This is a genomic window from Paraconexibacter sp. AEG42_29, from assembly GCF_040581415.1.
Lineage (GTDB): Bacteria > Actinomycetota > Thermoleophilia > Solirubrobacterales > Solirubrobacteraceae > Paraconexibacter.
In genome coordinates this window covers 1,693,356-1,715,058 of sequence record NZ_CP114014.1, presented here as the reverse complement: position 1 = coordinate 1,715,058, position 21,703 = coordinate 1,693,356, and the positions used below count along the sequence as shown (strand labels likewise).

The window sequence follows — 21,703 nt, the reverse complement described above, 5'->3', positions numbered from 1 at the left end:
CGCCGGCTGATCAGTCCCGCAGCATCTCGAACCAGACGCTCGTCGGTGTCGGCCCGGTCCCGCGCTCCACGCCCCACCGCGACGCCAGCCGGTCCACGATCCCCAGGCCGTAGCCGCCCTCGGGCAGCGCACCGCGGACCTTCGACGACGCGCCCGCCACCGGCCCGGGACCACTGTCGGCCAGCTCCACCCGCAGGCGGTGCGGGTCGAGGTCGAGCGACAGCACGTAGTCCAGGCCGCCCGCGTGCTTGACCGCGTTGGACGCGAGCTCGGAGACCAGGAGCCGCACCTCCTCCACGCGCTCGACGTCCAGGATCCCGCCGAGGTTGTCGTCGATCGCGCCGCGCGCCCGGGCCACCGAGCCGGTGGTCCCGTCGAGCGTGATGGTCACCGCCAGCGACGGCAGGACGATGTCCGGATCGGCCGGTGGCAGCTCGATCCGCGGACCGGTGACCGCGACCGCGAGGACTGCGACGTCGTCGCGCGGCTGCCCTTGCTGGTGGCCCTCCACGAGCTCGCGCACCCGATCGACCGCCGCCTGCGCGTCGCCGGGCGGACTGCCGATCAGCGCCGCGCGCAGGCGCTCCTCCCCCAGGCGACCGACGGCGCCGACCGAGTCGGTCACGCCGTCGGTGCGCAGCAGCACCACGTCGCCGGGACGCACCTCGAGCTCGGTGGCCGACCAGGCCTGGGCCCCGAAGGCGCCCAGCAAGGACCCCGAAGCGGCGACCGGGGTGACGGTCCCGTCCCGGAGCAGGAGCGCGGCAGGGTGCCCCGCGGAGAACACCGACACGCGCAGCGGCGCAGCGCCCGCGTGGAAGTGCAGCGCCGCCACGCTGGCCAGCGCCATGTCGCCGCGCCGCGCGAGCAGGCCGTCCAGGTGGGCCAGGGCCAGCGACGGACGTCCGGTCAGCGTCGCCACGGATTCCAGGCCCGCCCGCGCGAGCCCCGTGAGCGCGGCGGCCGCGGCCCCCTTGCCGGTGACGTCCCCGATGGCGACGAGCCAGCCGTCGGGGAGGGGAAACGCGTCGTAGAAGTCACCGCCGGCCTGACGTGCGCCCCCGGTCGAGCGGTAGTGGGCGGCCATCGTGAGCCCGCCCGGCGACGGCAGCTCCGGCGGCAGCAGGCTGCGCTGGAGGATGTCCGCGACCTCGTTGCGCGCCTGGTAGAGGCGGGCGTTCAGCACGGCGGTGCCCGCGCGGCGTGCGAGCTCCTCGGCGAGCTCGACCTCGTCGGGACCGAAGGCCGGCCGCCGCGCGCCGCGGGCGAACGTGATGGCGCCGATCGTCTGCTCGCCCGCCCGCATGCCGACGATCATCACGTGCCGGATCCCGGTGGCGACCAGTGCGGCGAGGTGCTCGGGGTCCCGCGCGTAGTTGGCCAGGATCTCGGCCGTGAGGTCGGCGCGGACGAAGCTCGGCTCGCCGCGCAGCACGGCGGCGATGCCGAGCTCCTCGTCCGTGCGGGCCGGGAACCGCTCGAGCGTCGCCAGGGCGGCCGGTCGGCCGTCCGGGTTCACGTGCGCCGTCGCCGCAGGGACGATGAGCTCGCCGTCGGGGAAGTCGACGCTGCACCAGTCGGCGAGCCGCGGCACCGTCAGCTCGACGATGCGCTCCAGCGTCCGCGGGACGTCGAGCGACGCGCCGAGGACCTGACCGGCCTCCGCGAGCAGGCTGGTCGCGGCCTGGCGGCGGCGGGCATCCGTCACGTCCTCGATGACGTTGACCGCCAGGACCGGCGCCCCGTCGGCGCCGAGCACCGCGGTCGCCTTCGTGACCGTCCACATCTCGCGCCCGGTCTCACGCTCCACGCTCCGGACCAGCACCGCCGGCGGGTTCAGCTCACCCGCGAAGATCCGCCGGCCGGGGAACGCGTCGGCGGTGGCGGGCCGGCCCTCCTCGTCGGCGAAGTCGAAGCGGCCCGGGATCGCGCCGGGCGGCGCCGCGAGCAGGGCCGCGGCGTCGGCGAACCCGAGGATGTCGGCGGCGGCCTGGTTCGCGTAGACCGTCACGCCGGCGACGTCGTGCACCAGGACGGCGTCGGCGATCGCCGCGATGACGGCGAAGAGCTCGCGCTCCTTCGTGTGCACGTCGGCCAGAAGGGAGTCGTTCTCCTGGCCGAGGACCTGCTGGCGCTGCAGCTCGGCGCGCAGCCGCACGCGGATGACCATGAACGCGATCGCCGCCCCGCAGCCGCCCGCCACGAGGGCCACCCGCACCAGGTGCCGAGTCGTGAGGAAGATGTCGTGGCTCACGCCGCTCAGCAGCGCGAGCAGCACCGCGGCGAGGCCTGCGGCCGTCACGGCCCGCCGGCCGGCGGTGAGCGCCAGGAGCAGGACCGGAACCAGGTAGACGCTGCTGAGGGCGATCTCGTCGCCGAACAGGACGTCGACGACCACGAGCGCCGCCTCGGCGGCGCAGAAGCACACCACTTGCCAGCTGCCGCGCATCTCGTCGGGGATCCTCGCACTTGTCGGCGGCCGGCACCGGTCGTGGCACGCGGACCGCAAGTCATCGTGGCCCGGAATCAGTCAGGCTGTGCGCGCAATGAGCGTGATCCCGGGCCTCGAGCAGCAGAACCAGCGCTACGCAGCAGCCTTCGAGGAGCAACAGCTCCCGACGGCCCCGCAGCTCAAGCTGACCGTCGTCACCTGCATGGACTCGCGCATCGACGTCTTCGCGGTGCTCGGCCTCGAGAACGGGCAGGCGCACGTCATCCGCAACGCCGGCGGCGTCGTCACCGCCGACGTGATCCGGTCGCTCGCCATCTCCCAGCGCAAGCTCGGCACGCGCGAGATCATCCTGATCCACCACACGCAGTGCGGCATGCTCGGCATTACCGACGACGGCTTCCGCGCCGAGCTCCAGGAGGCGACCGGCCAGGCTCCAACGTTCGCCATCGAGTCGTTCACCGACCTCGACGCGAACGTGCGCCAGTCGATCGCGCGCGTCCGCACGTCACCGTTCATCGAGCACACGGACAGCATCCACGGCTACGTCTACGACGTGGACACCGGCGCGCTGCGCCGCGTCGAGGAGTAGCCCGCCGGCCGTCCGGCCGCTCAGGCGGTGAGCGAGGACGGCAGCAGCGCGGAGAGCAGCTGGGCCAGCGCGGCGTCGAAGCGCTCGGGTGCGAACCGCTCGGGATCCGACAGCAGCAGGATCGCGGCCTGCTCGCCCATCGCCACGACGCCGAGCGCGAGCAGCTCCTCGTCGAAGGTCGGCGTTCCGTCCGCCCGCCGCGTCGCCGCCGCCAGGATCGCCTGCACCCGGGCGACGATCGTCGCCCGCCCCTTGTCGATGCGCTCGCGGACGAGCGGCGGCGTGCCTTCGATCTGCATCAGGATCAGGCGGTAGGTCAGCGGGCGGGCGGCGATCGTCCGGAGCGCGCGGCTCACGGCGCCGGCGACGAACGTCCCCACGTCCACCGCACCGGTCGGGTCGCCTCCGATCGCGGTCAGGATCTCCGCGACGGCCCGCTGCTCCTCCGCGGCCAGCAGCGTCCCCATGATCTCGTCGCGGTTGGCGAACGAGTCGTAGACGACGGGCTTGGTCACGCCCGCCTCGCGGGCGACCGCCTCCATCGTCAGCCCGGCGTAGCCCTGGCTGACGACGATGCCCATCGCGACCTCGAGCAGCTGCTCGCGCCGCTCGACGGCGGGCAGGCGGGCGGCGTAGCGACGGCGTCCCTTCGCAGGCTGTGCCGTCCGCCGCACGCGGATCTACGGCGCGGCCCGCTGGACCTGCGGGTAGTAGCCGGTCTTCCCGTTGAACTCGAAGCCCGGCTGGACCTTGCAGGGCGGTGCGCCCGACCCGATCACAAGCCCGTTCGGCCTGCCCGCGTCGCGGCAGTCGGAGGCCTCGAGGCCGGTGGCGAGCTTGCCGATCCCGCCCGGCGCGAAGTAGGCGTTGCCGCGATGCGTCCCGGCCCGCGAGGTCGCCCCGAGGTTGAGCTCGTTGCTCAGCGGCAGGATCACGCGGAGGTAGTTCTGGCCGCGCTCGCCCTTCGCCTGGGTCGCCGCGCCGAGGTTCGACAGCGCGGTCACGAGATCGCCCCGGTAGAGGTTCAGGTACTGCACGACCGGCACGAGCTCGCGGCCGTTGTCCTGCAGCGTCTTCACGAGCGGGCGCGCGACCTTGAGGGTGCGCGTGAGCGCCGGCAGCGCAGGGTTGGCGGCATCGAGCACGGGCCCGAGCTCCTTGAAGGTGCCGGTGAGCTGCGGCCCGAGGCGCGTCGCCTCGACCAGGGCCGGCCGGACGAGCGGGGCCACCGGACGCAGGGTGCGCAGCGTCGGCCGCGCGTCGTCGGCGACGAGCGCGAGCTGGTCGGCGGCCACGCGGCCCTCCCGCAGGAACGGGGGCAGTGCCTTGATGGTCTCGGTCAGCTCGGTGTTGCGCGCTGCGGTCGCGCTCAGCAGGCTGTTGCCGGAGCGGACGAGCGACTGCACGTCGCTCGCGCGCTCGCCGACCGCGGACAGCGCGCTGCCGGCGTCGCGGATCAACGCACGGACGGCCGGCTGCTGGCGGTCGAGCGTCCGCACCAGCCGGTCGAGCTGCTCGGTCGCCGGGGTCGCGTTCCCGAGGATCGCGTTGAGGTCCCGGCCCCGGCCGTCGAGGCCCACCGCCAGGTCGGCGAGGAAGTCCTTGAAGTCCTCCCTGGTCTCCAGGTCGAACGCGCCGAGCACCTGGTCGACGCCCTGCGGCTCACCGATGTTGGCGGCCTTGAGGCTGTCGCCCTCGGCGAGCTTCGGCGCCGTCGGTGACCCCGGGGTCAGCTCGACGAACGTCTCGCCGAGCAGGGTCTTGATCCGCGTCGTCGCCTTCGCGTCCTCCGGGATCGGCGAGTACCGCGACTTGAGCTCGATCGTCGCCTCGAACCGGCCGTTCGCGGGCTTGACCTTCACGACCTTGCCGACCGGGACGCCCGCGATCCGCACCGACGACCCGCCGGTGAGGTTGGTGGCGTCGGATCCGAACGACGCGCGGAAGCGGTAGCCCTCGGCCTGGAAGGGGGTCGTCCCGCCGAACGCCTTCCACACGAACAGGGTCGCGCAGAAGCACGACAGCGCGAACAGGACGGCGGTGGCGATGGCGGCGGCTGAAGGAGGCTTGGATCCCATGGCAGTGACCTACTTGCAGACCGGCGAGGCGCCGAGGACCTGTTTGGCGACGGCCGCGAGCGGGCCGAGGCTGTCGACGGCCGCGTTGCACGAGAGCAGGATCAGCCCGCGCCAGCCCGCGCCGTTGGCGTCCTGGGTGGAGGTGAACGAGTTGCCGTTGTGGGCGAACCAGGAGAGCCAGTGGAGGTAGCCCTCGTTGTCGCCCTCGGGGTTGAACGCCAGCTCGTTGGTCACGTAGGTGAGGACCTTGAACGCGCTGGTGAGGGCCGGCGTCACGGCGCTGAGGTCGCGTGTCGTCGGCGACAGGTCCTTCGCAACCGGCGTGAGCTGGCGGACGAGCGGTCGCAGGTCCTGCCGCAGCACGGGCTCGGCCTTGACGGCGAGCTCGTCGGCCGCGTCCAGCGCCGGGTTCAGCTTCTTGAGGACCGGCACGAGGCCGTCCAGGGTCGGTGCCGCCTGCTGGGAGAATTGCCGCAGGTTGGTGAGCGTCGAGCTGGTGGTCTGCAGCGCCCCCGGGAGCTTCTGCACGGACGCGCGGAGGGCGTCGTCCTGCTTCGCGAGGGCCTGGACGGTGGCGTTGCCGCTGTCGATCACCTGCGCGAGCTCGGAGTCCTTGGTCGCCGTCGCCTTGGTCAGGATCGCCATGCTGTTGACGAGGCGGCGCAGCTCCTTGCGCCGGGACGCGAGCGCACCCGTCACCTGGCGCAGCTGCTGTGCGGTCGGCTTGAGCGTCTTCAGGAGCGCCTGCAGGTCGGCGCCGCGCCCGTCGAGGCCCTTGTCGACGCCGTTGACCAGCACCTGGAAGAAGCGGCGGGTGTCGACGTCGAGCGCCGCGGTCAGCTCGTCGCTGTCGACCGGCGGCGCGGTGCGGGCGACCGGGATCGTGAAGTCGTCGGGTGCGTCGCCGGCCTCCGGGGTGCCCGGGGACAGCTCGATCAGCATGTCCTTCAGCGGCGTGTTCGGGATCAGGACCGCGTGCGCGTCCTTGTAGACCGTCTTCAGCTTCCCGGGGTCGACCTGCATCTTCACCACGGCGAGCCCATCCTTCAGCTCGCTGCTGGAGATCGTCCCAACCCGGACGCCGGCGACGTTCACGGCCTGGCCGAGGCCGGGGTTCAGGCCCGCGGTCGTGCTGAACTCCGCCTTCAGCTCGTAGCGGTCGGCGAACGGGTTCGGCAGACGCTGCTGGACGAGGATGTACCCGCCGGCGACCGTCGCCGTGATCATCAGGAAGGCGATGACGGCCAGCCACTTGCCGTTGTCGCGGATGCCCTTGAGCATGTCAGCCACCGTCCTTCCCGGCGACTGCCGACGTGACCGAGGTCGCGACGTCGCGCAGCGCGTCGCGGAGGGCGGACGGCGCGGCGTCCTTGGTGCGGCTGCCGATCCGGCGGCTCACGGTGCTCGCGGGCTCGGCGGCGGCCTGCTTGGCCGCGCGCTTGGCGATCGCGGTCGTCTGCGGCGCCGCCTCCGGGAACGGCGTGCGCGACTGCAGGTTGACCGACGGCTGGTCGCGGCACACCGCGTCCGGCCGGAAGGGCGACGTCACGCCGTTGCCCAGCCACTTGGGCGAGGAGCCCTCGAGCTCCGGGCCGACGCCGACCAGCTGCCCGAGGCCGGGCAGGGCTCCGGTCGCCAGCGACTGGGTGCCGACGGCGGCCAGGAAGCGGACGCTCGGGCCGTTGGCGTCGAAGCTGGACGACGCGCCGGACAGGCCGACCGCGGCGTGGGCGAGGTCCTGCCAGACCGGGCGACCGGTGGAGTTGGCGCCGTCGTTGATGTTGGTGTACAGCACCGGCAGCACCTTGTCGCGCACGCAGTCGGTGACCGGCGTGACGAGCTTGAACAGCCCCTGGAGGCGCGTGCTGAGCGTCGGCAGCCGGTTGATGGTCGGCGCGGTGGCCGAGAGCGCAGCGGGCAGCTCGGCCGGCCGGGACGCGAGGCGCACCTGCGTGAGGACCTTCGAGAGGTTCCGCAGCGTACCGGGCGTGCGGGGCAGGGTCGGGCGCAGTGCGTCGGTGAAGCGGACGACCGACGGCAGCCCGCGGCTGATGGCCTGGAGCTCGGGGATGGCGGTCTGCGACAGGTCGTCGAGGCCGCGGACGCTCGCGCGGAGGTTGGCCTGCTGCGAGGCCAGCGCGCCGGCCGTGACGTTCAGGCCGCCCACGAGCTGGCCGAGCGCGTCGTCGTTCGCCGCCAGCGTCCCTGTGATCTCCGCCAGCGAGCCGATGAGGTTGGACAGGTCGTGGGTCTCGAGCCCGCGGGTCGCCTGCGCGATCTGCGCGGTGTCGCGGAGGGCGGGCGTGAAGGGCTTGGCCGCATCGCCGAACGCCCTGGCTGCACCCTTGTCGAACCCGGTGGAGAGGTTGTCCACGGTGCGGCGCAGCGACTCGCGCGTCGGCCGGTCGAGCGACGACAGCACCTGGTCGAACTGGACGGGGACGCTCGTCTGGCCGAGCGGGATCGTCCCGCCGTCCTCGAGCACCGGGGCGCTCGGGCTGCCGGCGCGCAGCTCGATGTAGAAGCCGCCCTCCAGGAACAGGCGCGGACGGATCCGCAGCGTGGCGTCCTGGTGCAGCGGCAGCGCCGAGTCCTTGAACTCGAGCTGGAGGACCGCAGTCGTCCCGGGGCCCTCGCTGAGCTTGACCACCTTGCCGACGTCGACGCCGGCGACGCGGACCGGCGAGCCCTTGCGCAGCTGGCTCGAGTTGCTGACGACCGCCTCGATGCGGTAGCCGTAGATGAACGGCACCCGCTTGGCGAACGAGAAGTAGACGACGCCGAAGATGACGAGCACGCCGAGCAGGCCGAGCACATTCAGCGACAGGCGCCGCTTGGGTCCGCGACGGATCTCGGTCATCTACTTCACGCTCCCGACGAGTCCGGCGTTGACCGCGAGCTCGCGGACGCCCGCCGGGAGGCTGGTCGAATCGGTGGCCGCGCGCTGCAGCCCGGCGGGGTTGCCGATCATCTGGCCGGGCGTGTACGGCTCGTTGCCGGCCTCGCACTCCTGGGAGTTGGCGTTCGGCGACGGCGTGTTGTGCAGGTTCGCGGCCGGCGCCTTGGCCTGCGAGTCCTGGTTGGACACCAGCAGCGCGGTGAAGTTGAACCACGTGCCCAGGGTGTCGCCGGTCCCGACGACCGACGCCGCGTTGCGGAAGGCGACGGGCAGCAGGTTGCAGGTGACCTGCGCGGGCAGCAGCGTGTCGAGGGTCGTCTTCAGCGTGGTGACCGTCGTCGTCAGCTTCTTGACGGACCGCGACGCGTTCTGGTCGCGCGACAGGCTTCCGAGGGCGGCGAGCGTGGTGCCCAGGCGGTCGGTGACCGCGGGCGTGCGCTTCAGGATCGGGATGCCCGCCCGCAGTGCGTCGCGCAGGTCGCGGGTGGCGCGCGGCAGCAGGACGGTGCCGGGCCGGATGGCACGCGTGATGGCCGACAGGTCCGCCAGCACGGGGCGGATCCGCTGGAAGCTGCGCACGCCGGCCGCCTCCGCCTCCGGGAGCTCGTCGATCGACTCGCCCAGCGACGAGCCGCTGGCGCGCAGCGCGCGCAGGGTCGTGGAGCCGTTGTCGAACAGCTGCAGCAGCTCGGGGGCGACCGGGGCCAGCGCCTCGCCGAAGCTGGCGGTCCCGCGGACGAAGCGGGACAGCTGGGTCTCGGGGGCGATCAGGTTGCGCAGGACGCGCTCCAGCGGCGGCAGCAGCCGCGCGGTCGCGGCGATGCCGTCGTTGACCTGCTGGCCGCGACCGGCCAGGGCGTCGCCGAGGTTCGTGATCGTCGCCTGCAGGCCCCTCGTCGTCTCGTCGTCGAAGACGTTGAAGGCCGCGTCCAGCTCGACGACCGGGATCGCCTGCTTGAGCGGCAGGGTGCCGCCGGCCGGCAGTCCGGTCGTGGACTTCCCCGGCGTCAGGTCGAGGTACTTCGCGCCGAGGATCGACCGCGGCCGGACCTTCACCTGGCTGTCGATGCCGATCGGCTCCTGCGCCTTCTCGAGCGACAGCGTGAGCTCGGCGTACGCCGGCTTGCCGTTCAGGCCGGGCTCGGCGGAGACCTTGGTCACCAGGCCGACGCGGGCGCCGCCGATGCGGACCTCGCTGCCGCCCTCGATGAGCTTGGCGGCATCCGGGACCTGCACCTTGATCTCGTAGGCGGGGACGAACGGCAGGCCCTTGTTCGCGCTGTAGGACAGCACGATGCCGATGAGCCCGATGGCGAGGATCATCGACCCGACCAGAATCGGGTTCGAGAAGAGGTCTGAGGTGGAGGTGTTGCGCCGCTTCATGACCCGAGGAGGTATTGGAGGAGGTCCTTGACGGGGCCTGCGCCGGCGTCCTTGCCGTTGCCGAGCAGCCCCGGGAGTGCCGGCAGCGTGATCGGCGGGAGGCCCGGCACCTGGATCGTCGTGCCCTTGGGCGCGTCGTCCGACGGCGTCTGAGGCGCAGCCGGGGCGGTCGCCTCAGGCGTTGCGGGCGCCGTCGGGGCCGCCTGCGGCGCGGACGGCGTCGCTGCCTTCTCCTTCGGCTTCGCCGCGGCCTTGCGGGCCGTGGTCGTCGCGCCGAACTTGGCCGAGCAGCCCTCGATCGGCGTCTCGGAGTAGACCGAGCACTTGCTCAGGAAGATGTGCGCCGGGACCAGGTGCGAGACCGAGTCGTAGCGTGCTGCGGCCGCGGCCCCGTGGTAGACGAAGCTGAGCAGGTTCTCGACGCCGCCGCGCTCCTGCAGGTTGACCAGCAGGGCGTTCAGCGACTGCCCGGTCGGACCCGCCTTGTTCGCGAACGTCCGCAGCAGCTTCACGACGGGCTTCGCAGCCGTGAGCGTCGCCCGGCCGGTCTTCGACGTCTTGGAGAGGCTCGTGAGCGCGGGCTTGGCCGCGTCGCTGAACGGCTCGAGCTGGTCGACGAGCGACGACACGCCCGGGGTCGCGGCACGCAGGTCGCGCAGCACGGGGGTGCCGGCGTCGGCGACCTCGTTGAGCCGCGCGAACGTCGTCTGCATCTCGTCGAGGAAGCCCGGCAGGCGACGGATGCCGTCCTGCAGCGGATCCTGGTGCTGCGCCGTGGTGTTGGCCACCGCCGCCGCGTCGTCGAGGAAGCGGGTGACGCTCTGCGGCCGCTTCGCGAGGTCGGCCGAGAACTTGTCGACCGCGGTCACGGTGTCGCGGAGTGCCGCGCGCTGGGAGCCGAGGATCGTGAGCGCCTTGCGCGTCAGGTCGAGCGTCGGGTTCGCGCGCCGCAGCACCTCGTTGAGGTCCTCGCCGCGGCCGGCGAAGCCGATCCCGAGGGTGGCGACGATGACCGAGAACCGCTGGCGGACCGGCACCTGGAAGATGTTGAAGAGGTCGGTGATGGCGACCGGGCTGGACGTGTTCTCGACCGGCACGGTCGCCGCCTGGTCGCCGACCGGCTCGAGCGCCTTGGCGTCCGGCGTGCCGGGCTCGCACTGGACGAAGCGCTCGCTGATCAGGCCCTCGGGCAGGATCTCGCAGCGGGCGTCCGCCCGGAACGGCGCGAACCGCCGGTCGACCTTCATCTGGATGCGCGCCTTGAAGTCCGGCGTCAGGACGACGTCGTCGATCATCCCCACCCGCGCGCCGGCGATCTTGACCAGCTGGCCGGGGATGATGCCCTTCGCGGAGTCGAAGATGACGTCGACGCGGTAGGTGTCGTCCGCGACGGCACCGCTGCGGCCCGAGGTGACCGGGCCCATGAGCAGCCCGATCAGGACCGCGCACGCGATGCCCACGGCGGCGGACCAGCGCAGGAGTCGCGACGGCATGGCGGGACGGCGCATCATTTCTGGCTGTCCGCCGGGTCGCAGGTGGACGGATCCTCGATGTACGGGTTGCTGCCGTCATCGGCGGGCGGCGCCGCGGCCCCGGGGCAGCGGGCGTCGTTCTTCGTCGAGAGGGTGCCGGTGCCGGCGCCGGCGAGCGCGCCGGAGAGCACGCCTGCGCCGATGATCGGCGGGACGCGTGCGTAGTGCCCGTTCGCGTCGTAGTAGCCGGCCGTGGTGCCCGTGAAGCCGTTGAAGAGGCCGGACACGACGTCCGGCGTGTAGGGGCGCAGGCCGGCGGCGATCGGCAGCGCCGCGTTGAGCGCGCTGGTCGTCGACACCAGCGCGGGGCGCCCGATGCGATCGAGGGCGGGGACGCTGAGCAGGCCCTTGCGGGTCGCGGGCAGCAGCGCCCGCAGCTGGGCGACGACCGGGCGCAGCGCGGCGCCGGTCGGCGGTAGCTGGCGCAGGACGGTGGCGAGCGGGGCGGCGGTCGGCTGCAGCTCGCGCAGGACGGGGCGGGTCTTCGTGAGCGCGACGCGCGTGTCCCGCAGCGTGGTCTGGGCCTGGCGGAGCGTGGCGGGGGCGCGGCTGAGCGCGTTCTGGAGCGAGGTCCGCTCGGCGGCGAGGGCCTCGAACGTCCGGGCCGTGTTGGTGATCGAGCCCTGGACGTCGTTGCGGCGGTTCGCGAGCGTGGTGGCCACGGTCGCGGACGTCGTGATCAGCCGGCCCACCGCCGCCTGGTCGCGGTCGATCTCGCTGAGCACCGCGTTGGCCTGCGCGACCGCCGGGTTGGCCACGATGATCGCGTCGTTGGCGTCCTTCGCGTTGCCGTCGAAGACGTCCGCACCGTTCTTGATCAGGCGCTTGAGCTTCGCGCGGGTCGGCGCGTCGAGCGCCGTCAGCACCTGGTCGAGGTCGACGATCGGCCGGGTGGCCGCCGTGCGGATGACGCCGCCGTCGGGGATCTCCTCCGCACCCTCGGGGCCGGGGGTGATCTCGACGTAGCGGTTGGCGACACCGGACAGGCCGACCGCCCGGACCCCGGCGATCGTGCCGACGCGCAGCGGCCAGTCGTCGCCGTCCTTCATCTTCAGCTTGATGTTGGCCTGGTTGTCGTTCGTCAGCGTGATCTCGTCGACCGAGCCGACCGTGCGACCCGCGACCTCGACGAGGTCGCCCTTGACCAGCTGGCCGGCGTCCACGAAGCGGATGTTCAGCTCGTGCGACGAGCCGCCCGTGAGGACGACGGCCAGGATGGCCACCGCCGCGAGGGCGGCGGCGACGAGCGCCGCGGTCTTGACCTTTGCCTCGCCCATGGTCAGCCGCCGATCGGTGCCCGGGCGTTGCCGCCCCAGAAGAGCTGGGTGCCGATCATCCCGATGGCATGGATCGCGAAGATGTTGACGACCATGGACTTGGCCGTCGCGGTGCCGACGCCGACCGGGCCGCCGCTCACGTTGTAGCCGTAGTAGCAGCCGACGAGCACCACGGTCGTCGCCATCAGCATGCCCTTGATCGACGAATACAGCAGGTCGACGGGATTCTGGAACTGCCAGAAGATCTGGAAGTACCCGCCGGCCGAGACCTCGCCGATCTGCTGCACCACCGCGATGTACGAGCCGACGAAGCCGAAGGCGACCGCCGCGATGTACACGAAGGGCAGCACGAGCCACATGCCGAGCAGGCGCGTGGCGCAGAGGTAGAGCATCGAGTCGAAGCCCATGACCTCGAGCGCGTCGATCTCGTCCGAGATCCGCATCGAGCCGAGCTCCGCCACGATGCCGGTGCCGACCTTCGCGGCCATCATGTAGCCGAAGGCGTAGGGCGTGACCTCGCGCAGGTCGCAGAGGGCGGTGAACGCGCCGGACACGGACGGCGCGCCGACCGCGCGGGCGCCGTACGCGCCCTCGATGCCGCACTGCAGCCCGAGGATGAAGACGAGGCCGAGGACGATCAGCACCGACCCGGTGACGAGGATGCCCGCCTGCCGGAGCGTCTCCCCGAAGAACTTCATCACGCGCAGCCGGTAGACGTCCCCCATCACGCGCAGCGCGAAGCGCAGGAAGTCCCCGAAGGGCGCCGTCGTCCGGTCGCCGATGGCCTTGAACGTGGACACGCTCAGCGCACCAGGGTCAGTTCGGGGTGGGTCGCGAGCAGCGTCTGCGTGAAGACGTAGTTGAACGCGCCGATGCCGAGGAAGCTGATGACGACCGCCTGGTTGACCGCGCGGCCCACGCCCTCGGCGCCGCCCTTCGCGGTCAGGCCCTTGTAGCAGCAGACGATCGCGATGATCGCGCCGAACAGGATCGTCTTCAGGAGCGAGCCCCACAGCTCGGTCGGCGTCGCGTTCGTGAAGTAGGTGGCGAAGAACGGGCCCAGCGGGGCGCCGTTGGTGACGGTCACGAGCATGCCGCCGAAGGTCCCGAAGATGACCGCGTAGACGTTGAACATGCCCGTCACGAGCATCAGCGCGAGGAACCGCGGGACGACGAGGTTCTTGATCGGGTCCACGCCGAGGACCTGGAGCGCGTCGAGCTCCTCGCGGATCTTGCGCGCGCCGAGGTCGGCGGTGATGGCGGTGCCGGCGACGCCGGCCATGACGATCGCGCAGACCAGCGGAGCGAACTCGCGGACGACGGCCACGATGAACAGGCCGCCGAGGCGGTCGATCGCCCCGAAGAGGTTCAGGAAGTTGGCGGCCTGCACGCCGGATGGGCCGTACGTGAAAGCGACCGAGGCGACGATCATCGGGAACCAGCAGAGGCGCACCGCGAAGAGGAACTGGGTGACGAACTCCTTGCCGTACGGGTACGGAGGACGCACCGCGGACGTGAGCGTCTTGCCCGTCAGGACACCCATCGAGCCGATGGTCTCGATGAACTCCTTCAACGGCAGAAAAGTGCGATCGCCTACGGCGCGCAGCATGGACTCACGATCCCAGAACCGGTTCTCTCAAGTGGTTTCCCGGCCCCCCTCCTCCCATTGAGGTGACGCCGCGAGGCTACGGTAACGTAGGAACTCGACCGAAGGCAAATACCTGGCGTCATCGGCGTGGCAGCGGCGTTGCACCATGTTGTTGTAATTCGTCGGACCCCGGACTGGACCGTGACGGTGCGGTCGCCGTCCCGTCCAGGCCTGGCGTCTGGATCGAGCCCGGCGCCGGTACCCTGCCCGCCAGTGGTCCTCAGCTCCCGCATCCGCCTTCCCGCCGACACCGGCGCGCTGCTGTGGGACATGGACGGCGTGCTCCTCGACACGCTCGCGCTCGAGCTCGTCGCGGTGCAGGAGCTCGTGGCCGCGCGCATCCCGGGCGCGCCCCACGTGTCCCGCGAGACGGTGCGCCGGCTGTTCGCGTTGTCGATCGCCGACTTCTGGCGGGCGATCCTCGCTGCGGTGGGCGCCGAGGCCGACGAGGCCCTGGTCACCGACCTGACCGCGGAGCTCGAGCGCGTGCGGACGACCGGCCGCGCCGAGGTCCTCCCCGGGGTCCGCGAGCTGCTCGACGGCGCCGCGGACGCGGGCCTGAAGGTCGCGGTGGTGTCGAACAACCCCGCGTCCCACGTGGTCGAGCTGCTGGAGCGCGCCGGCCTGGCCGCAGCGCTGCCGATCGTCGTCGGCAACGACCAAGGGCTGCCGGGCAAGCCCGCACCGGACATGTACCTCGCGGGGGCCGCGGCGGTCGGCCTGCCGCCGGAGCGCTGCGTCGCGCTCGAGGACTCCCTGCTGGGCGCCGAGGCCGGGCGGTCCGCGGGCTGCTGGGTGGTCGGCGTCGCCACGGGCTCCGCCACCTTCGCCGAGCTCAAGGCCGCCCCCACCGTCGACCGCGCCTTCCGCAGCTTCACGCCGTCCACCGCCGTCCTCGCCCCGGGCGACGTCACCGACAAGCGCCTGGACAGCCCCAACGAGTTCGTCAGCCACATGCTCGAGCACATCGCGTGGCGCACCGGCTGCTCGTTCGCGCTCGACTGGGCGTGCGACGACTGGCTCTGGCTCGGCGAGACCGTCGGCGACCAGCTCGAACCGCTGCTGGACGGCGACGCACGCGCCGCCCGGGCGCTGGGCCTGATCGACGACGGCAGCTGCGAGGTCACGATCACGCGCACGTCGCGGATGACCGACGGCGTGCTGATGCTGCAGGGCGTCGCCGGCTACGACGCGGAGCGCTTCGTCGGCCTGCGGGTCGAGCAGCTGGCCGACGGGCAGGCGCTCGTCGACGTCCTGGAGGGGCTCGCGCGCGCCGCCGGGCTCGGCATCCGGGTCGACATCGCGAGCGTCGAGGACCCGCATCACACGTGGGAGGCGATCTTCCGCGCGGTCGGGGTCGCGCTGCGCGGGCTGTCGCGCACGCTGACCGCCCACGCCGACGGCACGGGGCCCACGATCGTCGAGCGGGACGACACCCGCGCCGCCCGCGGCTACGGCCTGCAGCGCCAGGAGTCCTCCTCCCCGGGTGCCGTCCGGATGCTCCGGACGACGGCCGAGTCGCGCTGCACCGTGGAGGTCGCCGTCGCCGCCGGCCCCCTGGCGCTGACGCTCGAGACGTCGGACGCCGTCGACTCGGACGGCCTGATCGCCCTCGTGGCCGAGCTCGGGCTCGCCGCCGGGCTCAGCGGCACCATCGACTTCAGCGCCCTGGAGCTGAGCTCCAGCCACGTCGTCGCCGAGGACGTCGGCATGACCCTCGGCGCCGCGCTAAAGGAGCTCGCGACCGACCGCATGAACGCCTTCGGGATCGAGGGCGCCGGGTCGTCGATCGACGTCGATGCCCCGATCCGCGTCGGCGTGTCCTGGGAGGGACGCAAGTTCCTGCAGCTCGTCCCGATCGGCTGGTCGCGCGAAGAGCTGCGCGACCAGGTGATCGGGTCGACGCTCCCCAGCGGCCTCTTCAGCGAGGATCTCGACGACTTCCTCGACGGCTTCGTCGGGGGGATGGGCTGCAGCGTCGTCGTGCACTGGGAGCCCGTCGCCGACGTCGAGTCGGCCTGGCTGCTCGTCTTCACCGGCCTCGGCACCGCGCTCGCCGGCCTCCTGGCCCCGAACCACGCCAAGCGCGCCCTCATCGCGGGCGTCAAGGCCACGCTGGCCTAGGCGCCGACCTTCCGTCTTCCATGCCCCACCCCGCCAGGAGCACCACGTGAACATCAGGCGCCATGACCTTGTGCAGCTCGACGCCGCCGGCCGCGAGGCGCTGCTGGCACGCGTCCAGCAGGCGGACACCAGCGACATCGGCGAGACCGTCGCCCGGGTCGTCGAGGACGTCCGCACCCAGGGCGACGCCGCCCTCGTCCGCTACACGGGCGAGTTCGACGGCGTGCAGCTCGACCCGGCGGCGCTGAAGGTCGCCGAGTCGGAGTTCGACGCGGCCGAGGCCGCCGTCCCGGACGACGTCAAGCGCGCCATCGAGCTGGCCGTCGCGAACATCCGCCACCACCACGCCGCGCAGGTCCCGAGCGCCGACTGGATGCAGGAGACCTCGCCGGGAGTCATCTCGGGCGAGCGGTACACCCCGATCGCCTCGACCGGGCTCTACGTCCCGCGCGGCAAGGGCTCGTTCCCGTCGGTGATGGCGATGCTGTCCGTCCCCGCGGTCCTGGCCGGCGTGCCGGTCATCGCGGTCTGCACGCCGCCCGGCCCGGACGGCGAGGTCGACGCCGCGTCCCTGTACGCCGCGCGGCTGAGCGGGATCGACACGATCTACCGCGTCGGCGGTGCCCAGGCCATCGCGGCCCTCGCCTACGGGACCGAGTCGCTGCCGAAGGTCGAGAAGATCGTCGGCCCGGGCAACCGCTACGTCACCCACGCCAAGCGCCTGGTCTACGGCGTCGTGAACCCGGGGCCGCCCGCCGGGCCGTCGGAGTCGATCGTCCTGGCCGACGCGTCGGCGGATCCGTCGGTCGTCGCCCACGAGCTGCTGGTCGAGGCCGAGCACGGACCCGACAGCGCAGCGGTGCTGGTGACGACGTCCGCCGCCCTGGCGGACGAGGTCACGGCACTGCTGCCCGCACTGGTCGAGGCCCTGCCGACCCAGCGGCGCGAGTTCGTCGAGACGGTCCTGAGCGGGTTCGGCGGGATCGTCGTCGCCGCCGACCTCGACGACGCGATCGCGTTCTGCAACGCCTGGGCACCCGAGCACCTGCACGCGATCGTCGAGGACGGGCTCGGGGTCCTGCACCGCCTGGAGCACGCCGGGGAGATCCTGCTCGGCGAGCACTCGTCGATCGCCTACGGCAACTACGTCATCGGCCTGAACGCGATCCTGCCCACCGGCGGCTTCGCACGGGGCTACTCGTGCGTGGGTGTCGACGACTTCATCAAGCGCTCGTCGTTCGCGTACGTGACGGCGGCCGGGGCGCGGTCGATCGGCCCGGCGGCGGCGACGCTCGCCGACTACGAGGGCTTCCCGGCGCACGCAGCGGCCGCCCGCCACGCGCTGGCCCAGGCGGAACAGGCCTAGATCCGCGGGCGGCGTGTGGTCATGAGCTGCCGCTATGGAAGCTCTTGACCACACGCCGCCGAGGTTGCGCGGTGGGTGGCCCTCGGCGTAAGGTCGTGGCAGACGTCACAACCCCCACACCGATCGCAAGGAGTTCCACCGATGGAGTCCTCCCCAGTCCGTGTCCTCGTCGTCGCCAACCGCACCGCGGCGACCGACTCGCTCCTCGACGCCGTCCGCCGGCGCGCCGCCGAGAGCCCCGCGCAGTTCAGCCTCCTCGTCCCGATCGCCGGCGGCAGCCTGCAGCGGCTGCTCGACCCGGACGACATCCCGGACACCGAGGCGGCGGCCGTGCTCGCGACGGCGCTCCCGCTGCTGTCCGACGCCGCCGGAGGCCCGGTCGACGGGATCATCGGCGTGCCCGAGCCGCTCGCGGCGATCCAGGACGCCGTGAACCTCGGGCACTACGACGAGATCATCCTGTCGACCCTCGACCACCGGCTGTCCCGCTGGCTGAAGCTGGACCTCCCGAGCAAGGTGCGCGGGCTCGGCCTGCCGGTGACGACCGTGACCGCCGGCGAGCGCGCCCCCGCCCACGCCTGACCGGGCCGCGCTCAGAGCTTCGCGGCGAACGCCTCCAGCGCGTCCGGATCCGTCCAGACCGGCCCGTGGCCGAACAGGACGCGGGCCGGGCGCAGCGCGGCGAGGCGCTTGGCGCTGGCGGTGTTGTCGGCGACCGACGGCGTGAACTTGCTCGGGGGCGTGTGCAGGCCCTTGGCCGAGGTCAGCAGGTTCATGCCGTTCAGGACGTCGCCGCAGACGAGCGTCCGGTCGGACTCGCGCCAGTAGGACACGTGGCCCGGCGAGTGGCCCGGCGTGTCGAGGACGACGAAGCCGGCAGCGAGCTCGTCGCCCTCGGCCAGCTCGCGGGCGACCGGATGCGCCGGGAAGTTCGCGATCTTCGCGGCGATGCCCCGGAGCGGGCCGGGCAGGCCGTCGGCCAGGACGGCGACACCGGTGCGGGCCGCCTCGGCGTCGCGCGCGCCCGCCCAGTAGGGGACGTCGAGCGTGCCGGCGACCTTGTGCGCCCCGCCCGCGTGGTCGACGTGGGCGTGCGTCAGCGCCAGCGCGCGGATCGAACGACCCTGGACCGCCTTCAGCACCGCACCGGCCTGGAAGCTCATGCCGGCGTCGACCAGCACGTCGCCAAGGACGTAGGCGTTGACGCCGCTACGCGGGGTGAGCGAGATCAGGTGGACGTCGTCGGCCAGCTGCGTGAGGGATGCCATATGGACGTGCACCGTACTGGCCGCGCGGCCAGCCCGCCGGGATAGGGTCCTGCCGTGGACGCCACGCTCTACGGGATCCCGATGTCCCACCCGGTCATCACCGCGCGCCTTGCGCTTGCCCATAAACGGGTGCACGTCGACGAGCGCACCCTGCTCGCGGGCGCCCACCCGCTCCTGCTCGCCGCCCGCGGGTTCCGGCCGACCACGGTCCCGGCGCTGCGCATCGACGGTCAGCGCGTCCAGGGGACGCTGGCGATCTGCCAGGCGCTCGAGCGCCTGGTCCCGTCGCCCCCGCTCTACCCGGCCGACCCGCAGGTGCGGGCCGACGTGGAGGCGGCCGAGCGCTGGGGCGAGCAGGTGCTGCAGCCCGTCCCGCGGCGGCTGATCCGCCGGACGCTGGTGATCAGCGGCTCGCAGCGGCGCTGGTTCGCGGAGACCGCGATGCCGCTCCCGGCGCCGGGCCTCGTCGCGGCGGCCCTCGCCCCCACCGCGCGTGGCTTCGCTGCCCTGGTCCGCTCGAGCCGTGCCAGCACCGTCGCCGACCTCGACGCCCTCGACCGCCACCTGGACCACGTCGACGCGCTGATCGCCGCCGGCACCATCGGCGGCGCGGAGCGCAACGCCGCCGACTGCCAGATCGCGCCGTCGGTGCGGATGCTGCTCGCCTTCGCCGACCTCCACGATCGCGTGGCCGCGCACGCTCCGGCGGCCGAGCTCGCGCTGCGGCTGGTGCCCGACTACCCGGACATCCCGGCGGCGCTCGTCGACCGCTAGGGGCGGGACGACAAAGGCCCCGGGCCTCCTTGCGGAGTTCCGGGGCCTCGTCCTACAGGTGGAGACGGTGGGAATTGAACCCACGTCCGCAGCCGCGTACTGGCAGCTTCTACGAGCGTAGCCCGCGCTCTGATCTCGCCGGACGCTCGCCTTGCGGGCGTGGGTTGCGTCCAGCCAACCCCCCTAATGATTTCCCCGGTTCGGCAGAGGTGTTCCTCCCCAGGTTGAGCCGGCATTTGAACCCAGGCACCCCACGGCCGGCAGGCGGGGGCTGAGTCCTCACTCACCTAAACTAGGTCTAGGCAGCGAGGGCGTACTCGTGAGAGTCCGCATGTGTGTTTTTTCCGGGGTTTTACGAGGCCACCCGGAACCTCGGCTCGCTACCACCAGAACGGGACCGACCACGTCGAAGCCTGTCGTCCCCGTGTTGATGCCCTACCGGACTGAGCATAGCGGGGGCCGCGTGCCGGGGCGACGCTCGGTTACTAGTCTGTCGCCCATGAGCGCCACCGCCGTCGAAACCGTCGCCTGGAACCTCGAGCCGCTGGTCGACGGGGAGGGGCCCGCCGGCGTCGACCGCCAGCTCGACGAGGCGGCCACCCGGGCGGACGCGTTCGCCGTCGCCTACGCGGGGAAGGTCGCCGCCCTGGACGGTCCGGGCCTGGTGACGGCGATGGCCGAGCTCGCCGCGATCTCCGAGCTGGTCGGCCTGGCCGGCTCCTACGCGTCGCTGCAGTTCTCCGTCGACACGGCCGACCCCGCGATCGGCGCGCTGATGCAGCGCGTGCAGGAGAAGGGCACCGCGGTCGAGACGAAGCTGCAGTTCTTCGAGCTCGAGTGGGTCGCCCTCGACGACGCGCTCGCCGACCAGCTGCTCGAGTCCGAGGGACTGGAGACCAGCCGCCATCACCTGCGCAATGCACGCCGCTACCGCCCGCATGTGCTGAGCGAGCCGGAGGAGCGGATCCTCACCGAGAAGTCCGTCACGGGCGCCGGCGCGTGGACGCGGCTCTTCAGCGAGCTGACGAGCGCCATCGAGGTGACGCTGCCGGACGGCGGCGAGACGGTCGCGCTGGACGTGGCCCTGTCCAAGCTCTTCGACCCGGACCGCTCCGTGCGGGCGGCGACGCAGCAGGCGGTGACGGACGCCCTTGAGCCCGGGCTGCGCACCCGCGCCTTCATCTTCAACACGCTGCTCGCCGACAAGGCGACGGACGACCGCCTGCGCAACTTCGACAGCTGGCTCTCGGGTCGCAACCTCTCCAACGAGGCCAGCGACGAGTCCGTCCAGGCGCTGATCGACGCGGTCAAGGACGCCTACGAGCTGCCGCGCCGCTGGTACCGGCTGAAGGCCCGTCTGCTCGGCGTCGACAAGCTCGCGGACTACGACCGCATGGCCGCGGTGGCCACCGTCGACGAGGAGTACGGCTGGGACGACGCCCGCGACCTCGTCGTCTCCTCCTTCCGCGACTTCTCCCCGCTGCTCGGCGACACCGCGCAGAACTTCTTCGACGGCGACTACATCGACGCGCCGGTCCGGCCGGGCAAGCGCGGCGGCGCGTTCTGCGCCTATGTGACGCCAGGCGCGCACCCGTACGTCCTGCTCAACTGGACGCACCGCCGACGGGACGTCCTGACGCTCGCGCACGAGCTCGGCCACGGGCTGCACGCCGCGCTGGCGCGGCCACGTGGAGTCTTCGAGCAGCACACGCCGCTGACGCTTGCCGAGACCGCGAGCGTCTTCGGCGAGACGCTCGTCTTCGGCCGCCTGCTGGAGGAGACGAAGGACCCGGCCAGCCGCCTCGCGCTGCTGGCGGAGAACATCGAGGGCTCGATCGCGACGGTCTTCCGCCAGGTGGCCATGAATCAGTTCGAGCACGCGGTCCACACCGCGCGGCGGACCGAGGGCGAGCTGTCCGTCGACCGGATCGGCGAGCTCTGGGGCGCGACCCAGGTCGAGCTGCTCGGCGACGCCGTCGAGGTCACGGACAACTACAAGTCGTGGTGGTCCTACGTCCCCCACTTCATCGGGAGCCCCGGGTACGTCTACGCGTACGCGTACGGGCAGCTGCTGGCGCTGTCGGTCTACGGGCGCTACCTGGAGGTCGGCGAGCCGTTCGTCGAGGACTACGTGGCGATGCTGAGCGCCGGCGGCTCCAAGTCGCCGGAGGAGCTGGCAGCGATCGCGGGCCTCGACCTCACCGACCCGGGGTTCTGGCGCAGCGGCATCGCGCTCGTCGAGCAGCAGCTGACCGAGGCCGAGGCGGCCGCCGAGGCGGTGCTCGCCGGGGGCTGACGGGACGGCGCGGAAGC

The 21,703-nt window shown here is 72.4% G+C and carries 17 protein-coding genes and 1 other RNA gene; 6 read left to right on the top strand and 12 right to left on the bottom strand.

Annotated elements, in window-relative coordinates; genetic code table 11:
- Window positions 1-10: 10 nt before the first annotated feature.
- A complete protein-coding gene (locus DSM112329_RS08265; protein ID WP_354701339.1) occupies window positions 11-2,449 on the bottom strand; it encodes a SpoIIE family protein phosphatase in 2,439 nt (812 codons plus the stop codon).
- 97 nt (window positions 2,450-2,546) lie between these two features.
- On the opposite strand from DSM112329_RS08265, the gene DSM112329_RS08260 reads away from it, so the two are divergent.
- Window positions 2,547-3,041 carry a carbonic anhydrase gene (locus DSM112329_RS08260; RefSeq protein WP_354701338.1) on the top strand — a complete coding sequence of 165 codons (495 nt, stop codon included), beginning with the start codon at window positions 2,547-2,549 and terminating at the stop codon, window positions 3,039-3,041.
- A gap of 20 nt (window positions 3,042-3,061) precedes the next feature.
- Here the strand turns inward: DSM112329_RS08260 and DSM112329_RS08255 are convergent, their stop codons facing one another.
- Genes DSM112329_RS08255 through DSM112329_RS08215 form a run of 9 tightly spaced genes read right to left on the bottom strand, consistent with a single transcriptional unit; the run spans window position 3,062 to window position 13,819 of the window.
- Window positions 3,062-3,715, bottom strand: a complete 654-nt coding sequence (locus DSM112329_RS08255) for a TetR family transcriptional regulator (RefSeq protein ID WP_354701337.1) — start codon at window positions 3,713-3,715, stop codon at window positions 3,062-3,064.
- A 6-nt stretch (window positions 3,716-3,721) separates the two neighbouring features.
- The gene (locus tag DSM112329_RS08250; RefSeq protein ID WP_354701336.1) at window positions 3,722-5,119 is read right to left on the bottom strand and encodes an MlaD family protein; all 1,398 of its coding nucleotides are present in this window, start codon (window positions 5,117-5,119) and stop codon (window positions 3,722-3,724) included.
- A gap of 9 nt (window positions 5,120-5,128) precedes the next feature.
- Window positions 5,129-6,400 carry an MlaD family protein gene (locus DSM112329_RS08245; RefSeq protein ID WP_354701335.1) on the bottom strand — a complete coding sequence of 424 codons (1,272 nt, stop codon included), beginning with the start codon at window positions 6,398-6,400 and terminating at the stop codon, window positions 5,129-5,131.
- A 1-nt stretch (window position 6,401) separates the two neighbouring features.
- Window positions 6,402-7,979, bottom strand: a complete 1,578-nt coding sequence (locus DSM112329_RS08240; protein ID WP_354701334.1) for an MlaD family protein — start codon at window positions 7,977-7,979, stop codon at window positions 6,402-6,404.
- Window positions 7,980-9,401, bottom strand: coding sequence for an MlaD family protein (locus DSM112329_RS08235; protein ID WP_354701333.1), 1,422 nt, complete (start codon window positions 9,399-9,401; stop codon window positions 7,980-7,982).
- Window positions 9,398-10,894: an MlaD family protein gene (locus DSM112329_RS08230; RefSeq protein WP_354701332.1), complete on the bottom strand. Its 1,497-nt coding sequence runs from the start codon at window positions 10,892-10,894 to the stop codon at window positions 9,398-9,400. The genes DSM112329_RS08235 and DSM112329_RS08230 overlap by 4 nt, the downstream gene beginning before the upstream one ends.
- Before the next feature lie 14 nt (window positions 10,895-10,908).
- Complete coding sequence (locus DSM112329_RS08225) at window positions 10,909-12,210, bottom strand: MlaD family protein (RefSeq protein WP_354701331.1); 1,302 nt, start codon at window positions 12,208-12,210, stop codon at window positions 10,909-10,911.
- 2 nt (window positions 12,211-12,212) lie between these two features.
- Entirely contained in the window at window positions 12,213-13,010 is a 798-nt protein-coding gene (locus DSM112329_RS08220; protein ID WP_354701330.1) for an ABC transporter permease, read from the bottom strand.
- A 2-nt stretch (window positions 13,011-13,012) separates the two neighbouring features.
- On the bottom strand, window positions 13,013-13,819 hold the full coding sequence (locus tag DSM112329_RS08215; RefSeq protein ID WP_354701329.1) for an ABC transporter permease: 807 nt from the start codon (window positions 13,817-13,819) through the stop codon (window positions 13,013-13,015).
- A 252-nt stretch (window positions 13,820-14,071) separates the two neighbouring features.
- Here DSM112329_RS08215 and DSM112329_RS08210 point away from each other — a divergent pair, with 252 nt between their 5' ends.
- The 3 genes from DSM112329_RS08210 to DSM112329_RS08200 all read left to right on the top strand — a co-directional run bounded on the left by DSM112329_RS08210 (window position 14,072) and on the right by DSM112329_RS08200 (window position 17,930).
- A complete protein-coding gene (locus DSM112329_RS08210) occupies window positions 14,072-15,982 on the top strand; it encodes an HAD-IA family hydrolase (protein ID WP_354701328.1) in 1,911 nt (636 codons plus the stop codon).
- A 46-nt stretch (window positions 15,983-16,028) separates the two neighbouring features.
- Entirely contained in the window at window positions 16,029-17,348 is a 1,320-nt protein-coding gene (gene hisD / locus DSM112329_RS08205; RefSeq protein ID WP_354701327.1) for a histidinol dehydrogenase, read from the top strand.
- 141 nt (window positions 17,349-17,489) lie between these two features.
- Entirely contained in the window at window positions 17,490-17,930 is a 441-nt protein-coding gene (locus tag DSM112329_RS08200) for a hypothetical protein (protein WP_354701326.1), read from the top strand.
- Between the two features lie 11 nt (window positions 17,931-17,941).
- Here the strand turns inward: DSM112329_RS08200 and DSM112329_RS08195 are convergent, their stop codons facing one another.
- Window positions 17,942-18,616: an MBL fold metallo-hydrolase gene (locus tag DSM112329_RS08195; RefSeq protein ID WP_354701325.1), complete on the bottom strand. Its 675-nt coding sequence runs from the start codon at window positions 18,614-18,616 to the stop codon at window positions 17,942-17,944.
- A gap of 54 nt (window positions 18,617-18,670) precedes the next feature.
- Here DSM112329_RS08195 and DSM112329_RS08190 point away from each other — a divergent pair, with 54 nt between their 5' ends.
- Window positions 18,671-19,390, top strand: a complete 720-nt coding sequence (locus tag DSM112329_RS08190; RefSeq protein WP_354701324.1) for a glutathione S-transferase N-terminal domain-containing protein — start codon at window positions 18,671-18,673, stop codon at window positions 19,388-19,390.
- A gap of 56 nt (window positions 19,391-19,446) precedes the next feature.
- Here the strand turns inward: DSM112329_RS08190 and ssrA are convergent.
- Window positions 19,447-19,814: a transfer-messenger RNA gene (gene ssrA / locus DSM112329_RS08185) on the bottom strand.
- A 75-nt stretch (window positions 19,815-19,889) separates the two neighbouring features.
- Between ssrA and DSM112329_RS08180 the strand changes: the two genes are divergently transcribed.
- Window positions 19,890-21,686 (top strand): M3 family oligoendopeptidase, encoded by a 1,797-nt coding sequence (locus tag DSM112329_RS08180; RefSeq protein WP_354701323.1) that lies wholly within the window; start codon window positions 19,890-19,892, stop codon window positions 21,684-21,686.
- Window positions 21,687-21,703: the final 17 nt, after the last annotated feature.

Excerpts from the sequence above, each read along its gene's own strand:
- DSM112329_RS08225 (WP_354701331.1), bottom strand. The coding sequence starts at position 12,210 with ATGGGCGAGGCAAAGGTCAAGACCGCGGCGCTCGTCGCCGCCGCCCTC.
- DSM112329_RS08200 (WP_354701326.1), top strand. The coding sequence starts at position 17,490 with ATGGAGTCCTCCCCAGTCCGTGTCCTCGTCGTCGCCAACCGCACCGCG.
- DSM112329_RS08235 (WP_354701333.1), bottom strand. The coding sequence starts at position 9,401 with ATGAAGCGGCGCAACACCTCCACCTCAGACCTCTTCTCGAACCCGATT.
- DSM112329_RS08265 (WP_354701339.1), bottom strand. The coding sequence starts at position 2,449 with ATGCGCGGCAGCTGGCAAGTGGTGTGCTTCTGCGCCGCCGAGGCGGCG.
- DSM112329_RS08240 (WP_354701334.1), bottom strand. The coding sequence starts at position 7,979 with ATGACCGAGATCCGTCGCGGACCCAAGCGGCGCCTGTCGCTGAATGTG.
- DSM112329_RS08250 (WP_354701336.1), bottom strand. The coding sequence starts at position 5,119 with ATGGGATCCAAGCCTCCTTCAGCCGCCGCCATCGCCACCGCCGTCCTG.
- DSM112329_RS08180 (WP_354701323.1), top strand. The coding sequence starts at position 19,890 with ATGAGCGCCACCGCCGTCGAAACCGTCGCCTGGAACCTCGAGCCGCTG.
- DSM112329_RS08215 (WP_354701329.1), bottom strand. The coding sequence starts at position 13,819 with ATGCTGCGCGCCGTAGGCGATCGCACTTTTCTGCCGTTGAAGGAGTTC.
- DSM112329_RS08195 (WP_354701325.1), bottom strand. The coding sequence starts at position 18,616 with ATGGCATCCCTCACGCAGCTGGCCGACGACGTCCACCTGATCTCGCTC.
- DSM112329_RS08245 (WP_354701335.1), bottom strand. The coding sequence starts at position 6,400 with ATGCTCAAGGGCATCCGCGACAACGGCAAGTGGCTGGCCGTCATCGCC.
- DSM112329_RS08260 (WP_354701338.1), top strand. The coding sequence starts at position 2,547 with ATGAGCGTGATCCCGGGCCTCGAGCAGCAGAACCAGCGCTACGCAGCA.
- DSM112329_RS08230 (WP_354701332.1), bottom strand. The coding sequence starts at position 10,894 with ATGCCGTCGCGACTCCTGCGCTGGTCCGCCGCCGTGGGCATCGCGTGC.